Annotated in this window: 14 protein-coding genes and 1 tRNA gene; 8 read left to right on the top strand and 7 right to left on the bottom strand. The window is 36.0% G+C overall.

What is annotated here, in order from left to right; genetic code table 11:
- Positions 1-41: 41 nt before the first annotated feature.
- A complete protein-coding gene (locus NHE85_RS03395; protein WP_252809685.1) occupies positions 42-1310 on the bottom strand; it encodes a DUF5103 domain-containing protein in 1269 nt (422 codons plus the stop codon).
- A 173-nt stretch (positions 1311-1483) separates the two neighbouring features.
- Between NHE85_RS03395 and NHE85_RS03390 the strand changes: the two genes are divergently transcribed.
- The gene (locus NHE85_RS03390) at positions 1484-4291 is read left to right on the top strand and encodes a pitrilysin family protein (RefSeq protein ID WP_252809682.1); all 2808 of its coding nucleotides are present in this window, start codon (positions 1484-1486) and stop codon (positions 4289-4291) included.
- Positions 4292-4381: 90 nt separating this feature from the next.
- Here NHE85_RS03390 and NHE85_RS03385 read toward each other — a convergent pair whose 3' ends face one another.
- On the bottom strand, positions 4382-5149 hold the full coding sequence (locus NHE85_RS03385; protein ID WP_252809680.1) for a class I SAM-dependent methyltransferase: 768 nt from the start codon (positions 5147-5149) through the stop codon (positions 4382-4384).
- Complete coding sequence (gene map, locus NHE85_RS03380) at positions 5149-5970, bottom strand: type I methionyl aminopeptidase (protein WP_252809678.1); 822 nt, start codon at positions 5968-5970, stop codon at positions 5149-5151. Before map ends, NHE85_RS03385 begins: the two co-directional genes overlap by 1 nt.
- A gap of 127 nt (positions 5971-6097) precedes the next feature.
- On the opposite strand from map, the gene NHE85_RS03375 reads away from it, so the two are divergent.
- Positions 6098-7369, top strand: a complete 1272-nt coding sequence (locus NHE85_RS03375) for an acetyl-CoA hydrolase/transferase family protein (RefSeq protein WP_252809676.1) — start codon at positions 6098-6100, stop codon at positions 7367-7369.
- Between the two features lie 59 nt (positions 7370-7428).
- On the opposite strand, the gene gpmI is transcribed toward NHE85_RS03375, so the two are convergent.
- Positions 7429-8949 carry a 2,3-bisphosphoglycerate-independent phosphoglycerate mutase gene (gene gpmI / locus NHE85_RS03370; RefSeq protein ID WP_252809674.1) on the bottom strand — a complete coding sequence of 507 codons (1521 nt, stop codon included), beginning with the start codon at positions 8947-8949 and terminating at the stop codon, positions 7429-7431.
- A 336-nt stretch (positions 8950-9285) separates the two neighbouring features.
- Between gpmI and NHE85_RS03365 the strand changes: the two genes are divergently transcribed.
- The gene (locus NHE85_RS03365; RefSeq protein ID WP_252809672.1) at positions 9286-9993 is read left to right on the top strand and encodes a murein L,D-transpeptidase catalytic domain family protein; all 708 of its coding nucleotides are present in this window, start codon (positions 9286-9288) and stop codon (positions 9991-9993) included.
- On the opposite strand, the gene NHE85_RS03360 is transcribed toward NHE85_RS03365, so the two are convergent.
- Positions 9982-11574, bottom strand: a complete 1593-nt coding sequence (locus NHE85_RS03360) for a murein L,D-transpeptidase (protein ID WP_252809670.1) — start codon at positions 11572-11574, stop codon at positions 9982-9984. The two genes, NHE85_RS03365 and NHE85_RS03360, sit on opposite strands and share 12 nt — an antisense overlap.
- 83 nt (positions 11575-11657) lie before the next feature.
- Positions 11658-12095 (bottom strand): GNAT family N-acetyltransferase, encoded by a 438-nt coding sequence (locus NHE85_RS03355; protein ID WP_252809668.1) that lies wholly within the window; start codon positions 12093-12095, stop codon positions 11658-11660.
- Between the two features lie 126 nt (positions 12096-12221).
- On the opposite strand from NHE85_RS03355, the gene NHE85_RS03350 reads away from it, so the two are divergent.
- Positions 12222-12294, top strand: a tRNA-Gly gene (locus NHE85_RS03350).
- A 74-nt stretch (positions 12295-12368) separates the two neighbouring features.
- Here the strand turns inward: NHE85_RS03350 and pepE are convergent.
- Positions 12369-13076, bottom strand: a complete 708-nt coding sequence (gene pepE, locus NHE85_RS03345; protein ID WP_252809666.1) for a dipeptidase PepE — start codon at positions 13074-13076, stop codon at positions 12369-12371.
- A 116-nt stretch (positions 13077-13192) separates the two neighbouring features.
- On the opposite strand from pepE, the gene NHE85_RS03340 reads away from it, so the two are divergent.
- The 4 genes from NHE85_RS03340 to NHE85_RS03325 all read left to right on the top strand — a co-directional run bounded on the left by NHE85_RS03340 (position 13193) and on the right by NHE85_RS03325 (position 16073).
- Positions 13193-13906 (top strand): hypothetical protein, encoded by a 714-nt coding sequence (locus tag NHE85_RS03340; protein ID WP_252809664.1) that lies wholly within the window; start codon positions 13193-13195, stop codon positions 13904-13906.
- Complete coding sequence (locus NHE85_RS03335) at positions 13896-14627, top strand: hypothetical protein (protein WP_252809662.1); 732 nt, start codon at positions 13896-13898, stop codon at positions 14625-14627. The genes NHE85_RS03340 and NHE85_RS03335 overlap by 11 nt, the downstream gene beginning before the upstream one ends.
- Positions 14628-14750: 123 nt before the next feature.
- Complete coding sequence (locus NHE85_RS03330; protein WP_252809660.1) at positions 14751-15542, top strand: carboxypeptidase-like regulatory domain-containing protein; 792 nt, start codon at positions 14751-14753, stop codon at positions 15540-15542.
- A gap of 27 nt (positions 15543-15569) precedes the next feature.
- Complete coding sequence (locus NHE85_RS03325; protein WP_252809657.1) at positions 15570-16073, top strand: DUF6702 family protein; 504 nt, start codon at positions 15570-15572, stop codon at positions 16071-16073.
- The last annotated feature ends 8 nt before the right edge of the window (positions 16074-16081 follow it).

Here is a 16081-nt window from a genome sequence, read left to right as displayed (position 1 = left end):
AACATTAAATTATCAGTAAGTAATATTTAACTAATTGAATTTTAGTTGATAATGTTTTGTGAGTTGGCTGTGCCAATACCAATTACCCTGTCATAACGCTCACCATTTTCTCTATAGTATACTAATATTGTATAATCATTTTCTGTTTGATAAAAATTACCGTCTATTGCATGTTCTCCGTCAACATTTCCGTTTTTATCTGCTATAATATACTGGTAATTAGTAAAACCCTGTTTAATCATTACAGCTTTTTCATACATAGCTGTTTTTTCATTATAATCCATTTTATACTCCGGTGTCTTTGCATAATTGTTAAACATGCCACCTATATAAATGTCTTTGTTCTCGTAATAGGCAGGAGCACTAAGGCTAAAGAAAACCCATGTGTAGTCAGACTCAAGTCCGGGATCTGTAACGCTGAGGTTTATGTTTCGGGTTTGAAAATTACCATTTACATCAGGATAAAAAGTATATGGTTTACCTCTTCTTGCCTCGTTCGGATATAGAATAGTATTATAAATTTCTCCGGCTGTTATGCGCAATACATTATTTACCGCATTGCGTATATCTTTATTTTCAAAATACATATATTCGTTGCCACCCCAAAATTGTGTTTCCTTATTGTATTTGTATATAAGGTCATTTCCTATTGTGTATTGTGGCTTGATATTATATATGGCAGTATCAAAACGTCCGTTTTGAAGCAGCGCAACTTTTACATTCTGTAACGGGCTCTGAAAGTTTATTGAAGCACTTTTTATAGAAAAATCAAGATTTTGTTTTTCATATATTACTTCCATATCCCTGGCTCTTTTTACCTGTACAGGTACGCCTACCAATTCCTGATATAATACAAAACGCCTGGTAAAAACAACTTCACGGTCATCATTAAGTATTTTTAAGATGTAATTGCCGCTTAGTAAAAGCGTAGTGAATTTATTAGGAAAGGTTAAGGTATAACGCGAATAGATTTGAAGTGTATTAAATGAATTCTGATAATTCTGTATCCTTTGGTTGTCAAATCCTTTTACATAGTCGTTTACTGTAAGCTGAGATGATGGAGTCCAGTCATAATTGCAATGGGATATAGAATAATAATAATTAGCTTCGTTACCAAAAAGGTCATCAAAAACAAATGAAAAGTTATCCCCAAGTTTAAAGAACGGATAAACGTTTTGCCCGTCTTTTATAAAAGCTGCAGTTTTTATATTATAGGGTGGCGCGATTTCCTGCTGAACCTGAGCCGATAATGGTACTGATGAAATAAAAAAAAGAGTTATGGCAATAAACTTTTTAATTGCTCTTGTCATTTGTTCCTGGTTTTTTAAGTAAACGTAAATATAGCAATATATATTATATGTGCTATTTTTAGTTAACAAGAACTGCGCCACTAAACTTTTTATAGGTTTTTAGTTGTTAAAGATGTAATAAAAGCTTTTTTTTTAAGTTATTTTATGAAACCAAAACTATAAACCAATTACTAATGAAACATTTGAAACTATGGATGTTCCTTTTGGCTGTACCTTTAACAGGTATTGCTCAGGAGCTTAAAGGGACAGATCTTATTCCGTTTGATCCTGCCGTAAGAACAGGAAAACTTAAAAACGGACTTACCTACTACATCAGGAAAAACAACAAGCCTGAAAACAAAGTAGACCTTCGGCTGGTTATTAATGCAGGATCAATTCTTGAAGATGATGACCAGCAGGGGCTGGCGCACTTTATGGAGCATATGTGCTTTAACGGAACAAAACGTTTCCCAAAAAATCAGCTTGTAGATTATCTGCAAAGCATTGGTGTAAAATTTGGGCAGCACTTAAATGCTTATACAAGTTTTGATGAAACTGCTTACTTTTTGCCTATTCCGAGTGATGATCCTGAAAAGCTGGAAAAAGGTTTCCAGATTATTGAAGACTGGGCTTTTAATACTGTGCTTACACCTGAAGAAATTGATAAAGAAAGAGGTGTTGTGCTTGAAGAATACCGTATTGGGCTTGGTGCAGAAAACAGGATGAGAAAGCGGTTTATGCCAAAGATGATGTATCAGTCGCATTATGCAGACCGTATGCCTATAGGTCAAAAAGAGATACTTGAAAACTTTACTTATGACAAAATTAAAAAGTTCTATAAAGACTGGTACCGCCCGGATCTTATGGCGGTAATTGTTGTAGGGGATATTGATGTTGATAAAATGGAGAAAAAAGTAAAAGAACATTTTTCTTCTTATCAAAATCCTAAAAATGAGCGCCCAAGAAAAGTATATGACGTTCCTAACCATAAAGAAACTTTTGTTGCTATAGAAACAGATAAAGAAGCAACTGGCTCCCAGGTGCAGCTTATATATAAAGATTATGAAACTCCCAAGCCTATTGTTACTATTAATGATTTTAAAGAGTCTTTGGCTGAAGGTTTATTTTCTACAATGCTTAATAACAGGCTTGAAGAATTGAGAAATTCATCAAACCCTCCTTTTACATTCGGATATAGTTACCACGGACAGACATGGGCAAGAACTAAAGAAGGATATCAGTCTTTTGCTATGACATCCGAAGGTAAGCAACTTGAAGGGCTAAAAACGCTGGTTGAAGAAAATAACCGCGTTAGAAAATATGGTTTTACTCAGGCTGAACTTGACAGGGCTAAAACAGAATGGCTGGCTATAATGGAGCGTGCTTATAATGAAAAAGACAAAATGGACTCTGATCGTTTTGTTAGCGAATATCAGTCGCACTTTCTTGAAAAAGAACCTGTACTGGGAATGGAGTGGGGCTTTACTACTATGAAAAAATTGTTACCGGAAATTACACTTGTACAGATAGATAAGCTTGTAAATGATTATATTAAAAATGATAATCGTGTAGTTGTATTTACCGGCCCTGAAAAAGAGGGTGTAAAACAGCCAACAGAAAGTGAAGTGCTTACAGTGCTTAACTCTAACGGTGACGATATTAAGCCTTATGAAGAAGGGGTTGCTGCAACAAGTCTTTTAAGAAATGAGGTTAAGCCGGGTAGTATTTCAAAAAAAGAAACCAATGCTAAATTGGGTACAACAACTTTATTTTTATCTAACGGAGCAAAAGTTACCTATAAAAAAACCGATTTTAAAAATGATGAGGTTTTAATGGATGCGGTAAGCTTTGGCGGCAGCGATACTTATTCTAATGAAGATTACAAAAAAACGTCTTGGGCAAATTCAGGATTGCCGGAAGCTGGTTTTTCAGGGCTTAAATTAAATGACATAAATAAATTTATGACAGGTAAAATTGCCAGGGTGAACCCGTATATCTATGATGAAACCGAAGGAATAAGAGGGAGTACTACGCCAAAAGACATGGAATATATGTTCCAGATGATACATGCGTATTTTACAGATCTTAATTATGATAAAGAAGCTTTTAATAGCTATGTACAAAAACGGAAAGCCATGTTTGGTAATATGCTGTCAAGACCGGAAAGCTATTTTTCAAATGAGTTTTATAAATTTATAAATGCAGATAATCCGCGATATGTTTCTCCATTTCCAACAGAAAGTGACTGGGATAATCAGGATTATGAACTTGCTTACAAAAAATATAAAGAACGTTTTGCCAATGCAGGAGACTTTGAATTTTTCTTTGTTGGAAATATTGACGATAAAGCCATGGAAGATTTTTCCGCAAAATATATTGCATCGCTTCCCGCATCAGATAAAAGAGAGAAGGCTGTAGATTTAGGTATCCGCTCATTAAGAGGTGACCATAAAAAGATAATTTACAGAGGTACGGAACCTAAAAGTAAAGTGTTGATACGCTATAGGGGTGATGCCAAATACAGCCCTAAAGAAGATCTTGCAATGCAGGCATTGGGAGAAATACTTACTATTAAACTTGTTGAAGAATTAAGGGAAAATGAGAGTGGCGTTTATGGAATTAATGCCAGCGGCGGGATGAGTAAAGTGCCTTATGGCTCTTACCGTTTTACAATTTCTTTCCCTTGCGGACCTGAAAACGCAGAAAAGCTGACAGAAAGTGCACTACGCGAATTAAAGAAAATTATAGATAACGGTCCTGAAGCTAAAGATCTTGCCAAATACAAAGAAGGTGAGCTTATGGATTTTAAAAAAGACATTAAAGAAAACCGTATGTGGCTAAGCAATTTAAAAAATGCTTACACGGAAAATGAAGATCCCGAAAACATTCTTAAGTATGAGGATAAAGTAAATGCCCTTACTGCTAAAGACATACAGGATGTAGCTAAAAAATATGTAGCGAATGATAAAATTATAGGTATTCTGATGCCTGAAAAAAGTTAAAGATTCTGATTTTTATAGAGGTTAAAAAAGAAAACCCCTGCTAAGTAAAAATAGCAGGGGTTTTTAGTTTATGTAGTTTAGTCAAAAAAATTAGTCTTTATAACAAACGGGAATAATTTCACCTTTTGCAAGGCAAAAACGTTTTACATCTTCGGGTTTTAGTTTTTTGGTATAATCTTCTTCTACAACCCTAAAACCTATACTTCTCAATTTATCAAAATAATCGCGGCCATATACTCTTACATGGTCATACTGCCCAAAAATGCGCGCACGTTCTTTTGGGTCAGTAATACTATCATCTTCAAAAGTAGTTTCACGGTTTAAATCCTGAGGTATTTGAAAAATACCCATTCCTCCGGGTTTTAATACCCTGTAAAGTTCCTGCATTGCTTTTGTGTCGTCTGGTATATGTTCTAACACATGATTACAAAGTATCAGGTCATAACTATTATCCTCAAAGGGCAGGTTGCAAATATCTGCCTTTACATCTGCCAATGGCGAATATAGATCAGTAGTTGTATAGTCCAGGTTTTTCTGTTTTCTGAAACGTTTATAAAATGCCTGTTCAGGAGCAAAATGCAATACTTTTTTTGGAGCAGTGAAAAAATCAGTTTCCTTGTTAAGGTAAAGCCATAACAGGCGATGCCTTTCCAAAGAAAGTGTTCCGGGAGCTAAAACATTATTACGCTGATGTCCGTAGCCGTAAGGCAGAAAATTTTTAAAACTCTTGCCGTCTATAGGGTCGGTATAGGTATTCCCTTTTAAGGCAGCGGCCAGTACAGGCCTTGCAACATAGCTAAGCCTTATTAAAAGAGGTCTGGGAATGGTATTAAGTATAAACCTGAATAGTTTCTTCATTATGAAATAACAAGCGGTTGCTTACGGAACTCATCTTCTTCATTGCTTTCTATACCCAGTGCTTTGTAAACATAGGCAAATGTAGAAAGTAGTTCGGGTTTACCATTTACTATAGCAACATCATGCTCAAAATGCGCACTTGGTTTACCATCGCGTGTCACAATAGTCCAGCCGTCTTTAAGCTGTTTTATGTTTTTTGTACCCATGTTTATCATAGGTTCAATAGCTACAACTAAGCCTTCTACAAATAATTTACCGCGTCCGCGTTTGCCGTAGTTTGGCATTTCGGGGCCTTCGTGCATTTTTTTTCCAAGTCCGTGCCCAACAAGTTCACGCACTACACCATAACCATGTGCTTCGGTATATTTCTGTATAGCATTACCAACATCTTCTACACGGTTGCCGATTTTAAACTCACGAATACCCACATAAAGTGATTCTTTAGTAACCTGAAGCAGTTTTTTTGTTTCAGGGGCAACGTCACCTATCTCAAAAGTATAAGCGTGGTCGCCATAATATTCATTCATAATGGCACCACAATCTACAGATACTATATCGCCCTCTTCAATAGGGCGGTTAGTAGGAAGGCCATGCACTACCTGGTCATTTACACTGGTAAGTAGCGTTGACGGACAGCCGTAAAGGCCAAGGAATCCGGGAACAGCACCATTGTCGCGGATAAACTGTTCTGCAAGCTTATCAAGGTGAAGCGTAGTTACACCGGGTTTTATTTCGGAGGCAATCATGCCTAATGTTTTAGAAACTATAAGTGCGCTTTGACGCATTAACTCAATTTCTTCAGTTGTTTTTGGGATAATCATATCTAAAAATTTTTCCAAGGGCAAAAGTACAACTTTCTAACGGATTATTTAAAAGAGCGTTGTAACATGAGATATGTCATGTTTTGTATCTTTATTCAATACTAATTTTGCTTAAAACTTTATAGGTATGAGTAAATATGTAACTGCGGCAGAAGCCGTAAAAGTTGTGCATTCCTGCAACAGAATATATGTGCAGGCAGCAGCTGCTACACCAACACTACTAACTAAAGCACTTGCCGAAAGGGCTTCTGAGCTGCGCGATGTAGAAGTATGCCATATGCATACTGAAGGGGAGGCTCCTTATGCTGCCCCTGAACTAAAAGACAGTTTTCATGTCAATTCATTTTTTATAGGTAAAAACGTAAGACATACATTAAGTGCGGGCAACGGATCTTATACTCCGGTATTTTTAAGTGAAATACCACGCCTGTTCCGAAAAAACATATTACCTCTTGATGTGGTTTTTATCCATGTATCGCCACCGGATAGTCATGGTTATTGTTCGTTAGGTGTATCTGTAGAAGCAACTAAAGCGGCTATAGAAAACGCTAAAATTGTTATAGCACAGGTAAACCCTAAAATGCCAAGAACATTTGGCGATAGTGTTATCAGTGTTTCTTCGATAGATTACCTTGTTGAAGCGGATATGCCTATTTATGGACATGGCATTGCTCCAATATCGGAACAGGAAGACAAAATAGGTGCATATCTTGCTTCGCTTATTGAAGATGAAAGTACATTGCAAATGGGTATCGGCTCAATTCCTAATGCTGCGCTTGCTAAATTAACGAATCATAAGAATTTAGGCCTTCATACGGAAATGTTTTCTGATGGTGTAATTGATCTTATAGAAAGCGGGGTGATTAACTGCAAGTTTAAAGAAGTAACTAAAAACAGGGCTTTGGCTACCTTTTTAATTGGTTCGCAAAGGTTGTATGATTTTGTAAATGATAATCCGTTTATATCTATGCGTGAGTCATCATTTGTAAATGATACTGCTGTAATTCGCCGAAACCCTAAAATGGTAGCTATAAATTCTGCTATAGAGGTAGATATTACCGGGCAGGTGTGTGCCGACTCTATTGGCGGTAAAATGTATTCGGGCGTTGGCGGGCAGATGGATTTTATTCGTGGGGCATCGCTAAGTGAGGGAGGTAAGGCTATAATAGCACTGCCTTCGGTTACAAAAACGGGAGAAAGCAAAATTGTACCTTATCTTAAACAGGGGGCAGGTGTGGTAACTACACGTGCGCATGTTCAATATGTTGTTACAGAATATGGTATTGCCGATTTATATGGTAAAACTTTAAGCCAGCGTGCCAAAGCAATGGTAGATATTGCACACCCTGATCACAGAGAAGCAATAGACCGGGCCAACTTTGAAAGGTTAAAAGTCTAATTAAATTATAAAGCCCTTGCTGAACAGCAAGGGCTTTATAATTTAATGGTCTGATCTAATTAAGAAACTAATGAATGTCTTGTCATGACCTGAGGTTGCTCAATGCCCATCAGGTCAAGGATAGTAGGGGCTATATCGCCCAGAATACCATCTTTAATATGTTTAAGGTCTTTATCTACTAAAATAATAGGCACAGGATTGGTAGTATGTGCAGTGTTTGGCGTACCGTCAGGATTAATCATCGTTTCACAGTTACCGTGGTCGGCAATTACAATAGTAGTGTAATTGTTTTCCAATGCAGTTTCTATTACTTCTTTGGCACAAGCATCTACAGCTTCACATGCTTTAATAGCAGCTTCCATAACACCGGTATGTCCCACCATGTCTCCGTTTGCAAAATTAAGGCAGACAAAATCTACTTCACCTTTTTTAAGTTCGGGTACTAATGCATCTTTAAGGTCATAAGCACTCATTTCGGGCTTAAGGTCATACGTGGCAACTTTAGGAGACGGGCATAATAAACGTTTCTCACCTTCAAACGGTTCTTCACGGCCTCCGGAAAAAAAGAAGGTTACGTGAGGATATTTCTCTGTTTCTGCAATACGTATCTGTTTTTTACCATTGCGTGAAACTATTTCGCCCAAAGTCTCAGTCAGATTATCTTTGTCATAAATAACGTGTATACCTTTAAAGTTATCATCATAATTGGTCATGGTAACAAAATAAAGCTTCAGTTTATGCATGTTTTGTTCATGCAGGTCAAACTGGCTTAAAACTTCGGTAAGCTGTCTTCCTCTGTCTGTACGGAAATTGAAGAAAATAACAACATCGTCTTCCTCAATTGTGGCAACAGGCTTTCCATCATCTCCAGTCATTACAATGGGTTTTATAAACTCATCGGTAATATTTTCATTATAACTGTCGTGCAGACTTCCTACTGCATCTGTAGAGGGTGTTCCTTCGCCATTTACTAAAAGATCATAAGCTAATTTTACCCTTTCCCAGCGCCTGTCACGATCCATAGCATAATAACGGCCAATAATAGAAGCCAGCTTCGCTTTTTTATCTTTTAAAAAGTTTTCAAGATCAGAAATAAAAAAAGCCCCCGATTTAGGGTCAACATCCCTGCCGTCTGTAAATGCATGTATAAATACTTTATCAAGGCCTGCAGCTTCTGCAGCATTTATCAGTCCTTTAAGATGGTCGATATGAGAGTGTACACCTCCGTTAGAAACTAAACCAAGTAAGTGTACTTTTTTATTGTTTTGTTTGGCATAGTTAAAAGCATCTACCAGGGCTTTTTCTCCGGAAAGTGTATTGTTTTGCACTGCAAGGTTTATTTTTACCAGATCCTGATAAACAATACGCCCCGCGCCAAGATTCATGTGTCCTACTTCACTATTTCCCATTTGCCCTTCAGGAAGTCCCACATTCAGACCGTCTGTTCGCAGGGAAGCATTCGGATATTTTTTGTAAAGGCTGTCAATAAAAGGTGTATTGGCGTTGTCTATAGCAGAAACCTTTGGGTCTGGTGATTTTCCCCAGCCGTCAAGGATCATTAAAATTACTTTTTTGTTCATTTTCAGGATATTATAGTTTTTTGGCATGGTTTTAGCATATTATTAATGCGAAACCATGCGCTAAAATTACTATAATTTAGCCAGTTTCACACACTATACTCAGGGGTTTATATTGTGTTTTATAAAAAATTTATGAAAATTTTAATTATTACACAATATGTTCATTTTGACCCCGTTGTAATAAAGATTATTAAAATGATGAGAGAGGCACAGCCTGGGAAGAGGCCTGCCAAATGATGAATGTTAAATAATTGATTTTAACAGTGTTGCTATTTTTGTTTACATTTCTTTAACTTATTTTAGCAACCTATTAAAAACACAACTACAAAATTACACATGGTTTACAACTTTTTTACGTCGGTTTTCTTTTTGTTCTTTTCACTTACCACAACAACACCAAAACACGCCGAAACACTTGCTATAAATACAAAAGCAAATGTAAATGCTGTATCCGAAACAGTTTCAGTTTACAATGCTATTAAGGCAAATTCAGAGTCTATGCCGAAATTAGAGTGCTTTACAAAAGCGCTTAAGGGATTTAAGGCACTTAAGGCTGAAGGTAAAATTAAAAAAGATATCTTAACGCTTATTGATTTCAGCCAGTCTTCTAATACTAAAAGACTTTGGATTATTGATATGGCTGCAAATACTGTATTATATAACACTCTTGTAGCACACGGTAGAAACAGTGGTGATGAATTTGCTACTCAGTTCTCTAATGCCCAAAGCTCTAACATGAGCAGCCTTGGTTTTTATGCTACAGGTGAGATTTATAATGGTAAACATGGCGAGTCACTTCGTCTTGACGGCCTTGAGCAGGGTATTAATAATAATGCGCGCAGCAGGGCTGTAGTTATGCATGCTGCAGATTATGTTAGCGAGAGCTTTATAAAAGCACATAAAAGATTAGGAAGAAGTTTAGGGTGTCCGGCTTTGCCTCAGAAAATAAATAAAAAGGTAATACACCTTATAAAGGATAAATCTTGCCTTTTTATATATTATCCCTCACAAAAATATGTAGAGGCATCTAAGTTAATTTCTTAATTTGCTGTAGAGTATTTTATCAAGGTTATAAATATCATTTCTAAACTGTATTCCGTCTTTGTCCATCCAGGCGGTCCAGTATAACTGATAAACGTGGGTTCCTTTTTTTAGGCCCACGTTTTTTGTTTCGCCTAATGCAATCATTTCGTCAAGTTTTTCTTTTGTCCATCCGGCATCTTCCTTATCCAATACATATCCGGCAAGTTTAAGCGGATCTTCTACCCTCACACAACCGGAACTAAGGGCTCGCTGCGATCTTTTAAATAAATTTCTGTGGTTTGTGTCATGCAGATAAACGCTGAACCGGTTATTAAAATTAAATTTTACAACTCCTAGTGCATTATTTTCGCCGGGTCCCTGAACATAACGGTAATGGTCTGCTTTTTCAGGATCCCATTCTTCAGGCATGGTTTCTATGGTGTCTGAATATTTATAGATCTTCATGTTATGTTCTGCAAAATAATTTCTGTCTTTTGATGCAGAGGGAGTAAGGTCTTCCTTAAGTATTGTTGGTGGTACTGTCCAGGTGGGGTTAATTACAAGATTATTAAGCTCTGCCTGTAAGACAGGAGTTCTTCTTGCCGGTTTGCCTACTACAACTTTATATGTCTCAATAGTGTCTTTTCCATTTTCTATAACGGCCAGTTTATAGTCTGGTATATTAATAAGTATAGCCTTTGTTCCAAAATCATAAGCAAACCATCGCCAGCGCTCAAGATTAGCTATTATTTGCTGTTTTCTTTTTTTAAGTCCAATATTTAATGCGGCAACTGTACGCCCGCTCACTGCTCCGTCAGGATAAATGCCATGCCTTTTCTGGAATTTTTTTACAGCTTTCATGGTTTTATGATCATACATATTTCCGGATGCATCGGCAGAATCCAAATCTTTCCAATATACCAGTCGTGATTTAACAGCAATAACAACATCACCTGAATCTTTTAATTTTAAAACTGTTGTTTTGTCAAGTGGTTTATAAGAATTGTCATTAGGAAGACTATTAAGGAATTGCAGACTTTTTTTCAGGCTGTAATATACTTTATGCCGTGGCCTGCATGAGTTTAAAGTTTCTGTAATAGAATTTTTGGTTAACGCTTTGCTTAAAAGCATTGACGTATTTAATTTTTTTGAAGGTAATGCCCAGTCATAATATACACTGCCCGGATTTAATTTGCCTTTAAACAAATGCCTGGCCAGTTTTGTGAAAGATTGTGTAAGCAAAATATCGTATGCTGCACACTCTTCTTTTGTAATTGTTTTATTGCTTTCGTATTTCTGAAGAATAGAAAGATTGTAATCTGAGGGTAGCAAACCGTCGCTTGATGCTTCCTGAATAGCGTCATGAAAGCTGAGGCGATTAAACTTATTAGTCCATACTGTTTTAAAATTATGGGCCTTGTAAAAAGCTTTAGTATCTTTTGAGGTGTTCTTTAGTAATTCTTCATTTATAAATTGGGCAGTGTCTTTTAGATGCTCTGTGTTTGTAATGGTAACAGGCAATTTTTTATTTGTTCCTTCAACTTTTTTACATGAGGGGAATATAAAAATAAAGCACAGTAAAAGTAAAGCTGTTGTCTTCATTTGCGTTTGAATTTAGCTTTTACTAAAGTTACAAAAACAAATACTGATGCTTTATTAATTAAAGGCTAATTTTTAAAAGATAATTATACTGTTTTATACATTACATAATGGGTGCCTATATCTTCTATTGTAAATGGCTGTCCTGTTATCTCATATCCCATTTTATTATAAAAACCTACTGCAATTTCGCGGGCATTAAACCATATTGCCCCTCCGTTATTTTTTAAGATATACTCTTCCGCCGCTTTTATAAGTTTTTCTCCCAGTCCTTTTTTCTGATAGGTGTCTAACACAGCCATCCCTCTTAACTGAAACTGTTTTTCATGGGAGAGCAGGGTTGTGTAAGCTTTAAAAACTGAAACTATTCCTGCAAGCGTTTCGTTATCAAAAATTCCAAAATGAACAGTAGTTGGTAAATTATCTCCTTCAAAGATGCACGATTCTATAGATTTTCCGGGCCGTAAAACAGGCAGCCTGACTGCAAAACTGTCTTGTGAGGATATTTGTTTAATAGAATACATTATTTTTTATTTAGGTAACAAATTAATAATAAATATTTTAAATGCTATTGGTTTAAAAACGTCAATTTTTTTTCAAAGAAAAGTTTGCGAATATGGAAAGTGTGCTTATATTTGCACCACAATAATGCGGAAGTAGCTCAGTTGGTAGAGCTCCAGCCTTCCAAGCTGGTTGTCGCGAGTTCGAGCCTCGTCTTCCGCTCTGCAAAAGCCCAAACAACTGTTTGGGCTTTTTTATTGCTGTAAAATGAATATTCCCGCATTGCGGGAATATTGTTATTTAAGCCAGGACAGGTCTGATCCTGTTTTTATTTCTTCCGGCTGATGCTTTTGCCTGAAAAGCCTTGCCTGTAAATTGCCTTTTAAAATTATCTGTTCGCCATTTACTTCAAGCCAGCTTCCTTCGCGAAGCCCTAATACTGGCTGAGGATTAATCTTATGGAACTCATTAATGCGTGTTTCGCGTGTTTCGCCCATATGTGTAGAGCCTTCAACCGGATCAAGGTAATGAGGGTTAAGATTAAAAGGTATTAATCCCAGAGTATTAAAACTGGGAGGATAAATTATAGGCATATCATTAGTTGTCTGCATAGTAAGTCCACAGATATTGCTTCCTGCACTGCTGCCTAAATAAGGAGTGCCTTTTTTTACGGCTTCTTTTATAGCAGACATTACATTATTCTGGTAGAGTTGTGTTACCAGTAAAAAAGTGTTTCCGCCGCCAACAAATATAGCTTCGGCGTTATCAACAGCATCTACAGGATTGTCAAATTCATGAAGCCCTTTTACTGTTATATTAATATCTGCAAAAGTTTCTGCTACTTTTAATGTGTACTCATCATGGCTAATTCCGCCTGGCCGTGCATAAGGTACAAAGAGTAGAGAATTACTATTTTTAAAATGTTCTTTTAAAGTTGGTAGTAAATATTCCAGATAAGCGCCTCCGTGCAATGTAGATGTGCTTGCAATAATTAATTTTTTCATTCGTTATAGGATGTAAGAAAAGGTAAAGTTACAAGTTTTTTATGTGCTTGATGATATGTTTTTGAGTAATGCGCAGCTCTATCTTTTTAAATCATCAATCACCTAAACTTATTTACTTGAAAAATTTATTTTTTCTGGTTTCCCTTATCACCAGTACTTCAATGCTTACAGCTCAGGAGAGGCTTCCCCTAAAAGGTAAATTAAAATGCGATTTAGATGATCTGGAAGGCATTTATGTAATTAATAAAGCTACCGAGGCTACTGTTACCACTACACGGGGCGGATATTTTACTATTTCCGCCAAAATTAATGATACAATTATATTTTCTGCAGTTAATATTATAGCAAAAAACATAGTGCTTGAAGAAGCCGATGTAAAATCTGAATTGCTTATTGTTCCGGTAGATAAATATGTGCATGAACTTGATGAGCTTGTTATTATAGACTACAGTTATATTAATGCAGAGTCGCTTGGCCTTGTTCCGATAGGGCAGAAACAATACACCCCCGGTGAACGAAGGGTTTATACTGCTACTAATGGTGTAGATGGTATATTTAATGCTATATCCGGACGCACCAAAATGCTAAAAAAAGCTAATGAAACTGCTAAAAAGGAAGCGTTAATGGAGAAGATTAATTATATTTATACTGAAGAAGAACTGATAACAAAGTTTCATATACCAAAAGAATACTTAAAAGGTTTTGTGTTTTATCTTGTTGAAGATGCCAATTTTGCAAGGGCACTAAAAAGCAAGAATTATACTATGTCAAGATTTCTTATGAGTGGACTTTCAAACAAGTATCTTGAACTTATTAAAAATGAAAAATAAGCTGCTATATATAGTAATGCTGTTTGTAACGTTAACTGCTCTCTGTCAGGAAAAAAAAATACTTGAGGGCAAAGTGGTTTCTGATGTTACAGGAGTGCCTAATGTTTATGTAATAAACAAAACAACAGGTTTAGAGGTTAAAACAGATTATAAAGGTTTTTTTACTATTGAGGCAAATCCTGGTGATAAGCTGGTTGTTTATAATGCTAAGATTATAGTACGTGAATTTAAATTACTGCCGGATTCTTTTAAGGAACAACCCTATGTGATAAGTGTTAATTATAATGCCTACGAACTTGACGAGGTAGTTATAGATAAATACGGGAAAATAGATGCGGAAACATTAGGGCTGGTACCTAAGGGACTGTTACAGCGTACCGTGGCAGAGCGCAGGCTTTATACGGCGGGAGCTTTTAGTGTTGGTACAGTAATAGGACTTGATCCAATTATCAATGCTATTTCAGGGCGTACAAAAATGTTAAGAAGGGCATATGAAACTGAAAAGAAAGAAACTATTGCAGATAATATAAGAGGTATATATAATGAAGATGAAATAACCAGCCAGTACGGAATTCCAAAAGAATATGTAGATGGCTTTATTTTTTATCTGGTGGAGGATGAGTCGTTTAAAGATGCAATTAAGAAAGACAATAAACAATATATAGATTTTTTGATGATGAATCTTGCAAAAGAATATCTTAAGCTTAAAGATGAAAAATAAGCTGCTCTATATAATATGTTAATTTGTAATAACAATGCAAAGCGTTATTTACCTGATCCTAAAATTGAAACAGAATTATAACTTAAAATAAAATACGCAGTTTTACAAACCAAATCCAAGCCCATGAAAACTAAATTATTTTACGCACTGTTATTGCTGCTGCCTTTATTTGCAACAGCACAAAAAGCTCCCAGAACTATATTACATGGAAAAGTAATAGCCGACTCATTAGCTGTTGAAAATCTTTCCGTATTAAATATAAATTCTAAAATAGGTGCGGTTACAGATGAAAATGGCCGGTTTACCATTTATGCAAGAGCTACAGATACTCTGTTTTTTTCGGGCATATCATTTCGGGCAGCGCGTTTAGTATTAAATGAGGCTGATTTTTTGGAAAGCCAGCTTATTATTAAGCTTGATGTTGATGTAAAAATGCTTGATGAGGTTGTTATAAAAGCCAATTCGCTCAGCGGTCAGTTAGATCAGGATAGCAAGAACACTAAAACACTGTCATTAAATTCGGGACTTGACCATGAAACTGCTATGAAACTCGAAAAATTTCCTGTTTCTCAACAACCGGTAAACGGCGCCCTTCCTGCTACAGAAAGTAGTTTGAAAGGTGTAGATTTTATAAAAGTCTACCGGATGTTTTTTAAAAAGAAACCGACTAAAAAAGACAAAGGAGAAATATATGGAACTACAGATAGCAAAACATTTTCTGATGCTGTAAAAGAGCGTTTTACCCATCATTTTTTTACCCAGACATTAAATATTCCGCATGACCAAATAGGTTTGTTTCTTGCATTTTGTGATAACGGAAAAGAAACTGCTGAATTGCTTGATCCTAAAAATGAGTTTGAACTGACTGATTATCTTGTAGTAAAAAGCAAGGAATATTTAAAAAGGAGTAAATAAACAGTTAAGTTTATTACATTTGGGGCGATGATTAAAAAAATCAAATATTTGTCGCTTAGTATAGTTGTTTTTATGCTTATGGCTATGGCATGGCATAAATATTATGTGGCAGTATTTCAGTTTAATTATGTTTCTTCCAAAAAGGAAATACAAATCACTTCCCGTATTTTTATAGATGATCTTGAGGCTGCTTTTGTAAAAAAATACAAAAAGCACTTTTATCTGGGTACTTCTGCAGAAGTTGCAGATGCCAGTGAATATTTAAAGAAATACTTTGCCGGAAAAATACATATTAAAGTAAACGGCAAAGAAAAACCCATAAAATTTTTAGGTAAAGAAGCAGAGGATGATATCCTTATATGCTATTATACCCTGCCTGCCGAAAGTGGTGTGAAAACAATTTGGGTGGGTAATACAACCCTGTTAGAAATGTTTGATGACCAGCAAAATATAATTCATGTTAATATAAAAGGTAACAAAAAGAGCCTTTTGCTTACCAATGGTGAAACAGAAGGTTTGCTGGAATTTTAAAATACGAT

Origin of the sequence: Flavobacterium sp. NRK1, assembly GCF_024054175.1 — a bacterium.
In the GTDB taxonomy this organism is placed as follows: Bacteria; Bacteroidota; Bacteroidia; order Flavobacteriales; family Flavobacteriaceae; genus Flavobacterium.
This window is presented reverse-complemented; position numbering and strand designations above follow the sequence as displayed.

Excerpts from the sequence above, each read along its gene's own strand:
- NHE85_RS03395 (WP_252809685.1), bottom strand. The coding sequence starts at position 1,310 with ATGACAAGAGCAATTAAAAAGTTTATTGCCATAACTCTTTTTTTTATT.
- NHE85_RS03390 (WP_252809682.1), top strand. The coding sequence starts at position 1,484 with ATGAAACATTTGAAACTATGGATGTTCCTTTTGGCTGTACCTTTAACA.
- NHE85_RS03385 (WP_252809680.1), bottom strand. The coding sequence starts at position 5,149 with ATGAAGAAACTATTCAGGTTTATACTTAATACCATTCCCAGACCTCTT.
- map (WP_252809678.1), bottom strand. The coding sequence starts at position 5,970 with ATGATTATCCCAAAAACAACTGAAGAAATTGAGTTAATGCGTCAAAGC.
- NHE85_RS03375 (WP_252809676.1), top strand. The coding sequence starts at position 6,098 with ATGAGTAAATATGTAACTGCGGCAGAAGCCGTAAAAGTTGTGCATTCC.
- gpmI (WP_252809674.1), bottom strand. The coding sequence starts at position 8,949 with ATGAACAAAAAAGTAATTTTAATGATCCTTGACGGCTGGGGAAAATCA.
- NHE85_RS03365 (WP_252809672.1), top strand. The coding sequence starts at position 9,286 with ATGGTTTACAACTTTTTTACGTCGGTTTTCTTTTTGTTCTTTTCACTT.
- NHE85_RS03360 (WP_252809670.1), bottom strand. The coding sequence starts at position 11,574 with ATGAAGACAACAGCTTTACTTTTACTGTGCTTTATTTTTATATTCCCC.
- NHE85_RS03355 (WP_252809668.1), bottom strand. The coding sequence starts at position 12,095 with ATGTATTCTATTAAACAAATATCCTCACAAGACAGTTTTGCAGTCAGG.
- pepE (WP_252809666.1), bottom strand. The coding sequence starts at position 13,076 with ATGAAAAAATTAATTATTGCAAGCACATCTACATTGCACGGAGGCGCT.
- NHE85_RS03335 (WP_252809662.1), top strand. The coding sequence starts at position 13,896 with ATGAAAAATAAGCTGCTATATATAGTAATGCTGTTTGTAACGTTAACT.
- NHE85_RS03330 (WP_252809660.1), top strand. The coding sequence starts at position 14,751 with ATGAAAACTAAATTATTTTACGCACTGTTATTGCTGCTGCCTTTATTT.
- NHE85_RS03325 (WP_252809657.1), top strand. The coding sequence starts at position 15,570 with ATGATTAAAAAAATCAAATATTTGTCGCTTAGTATAGTTGTTTTTATG.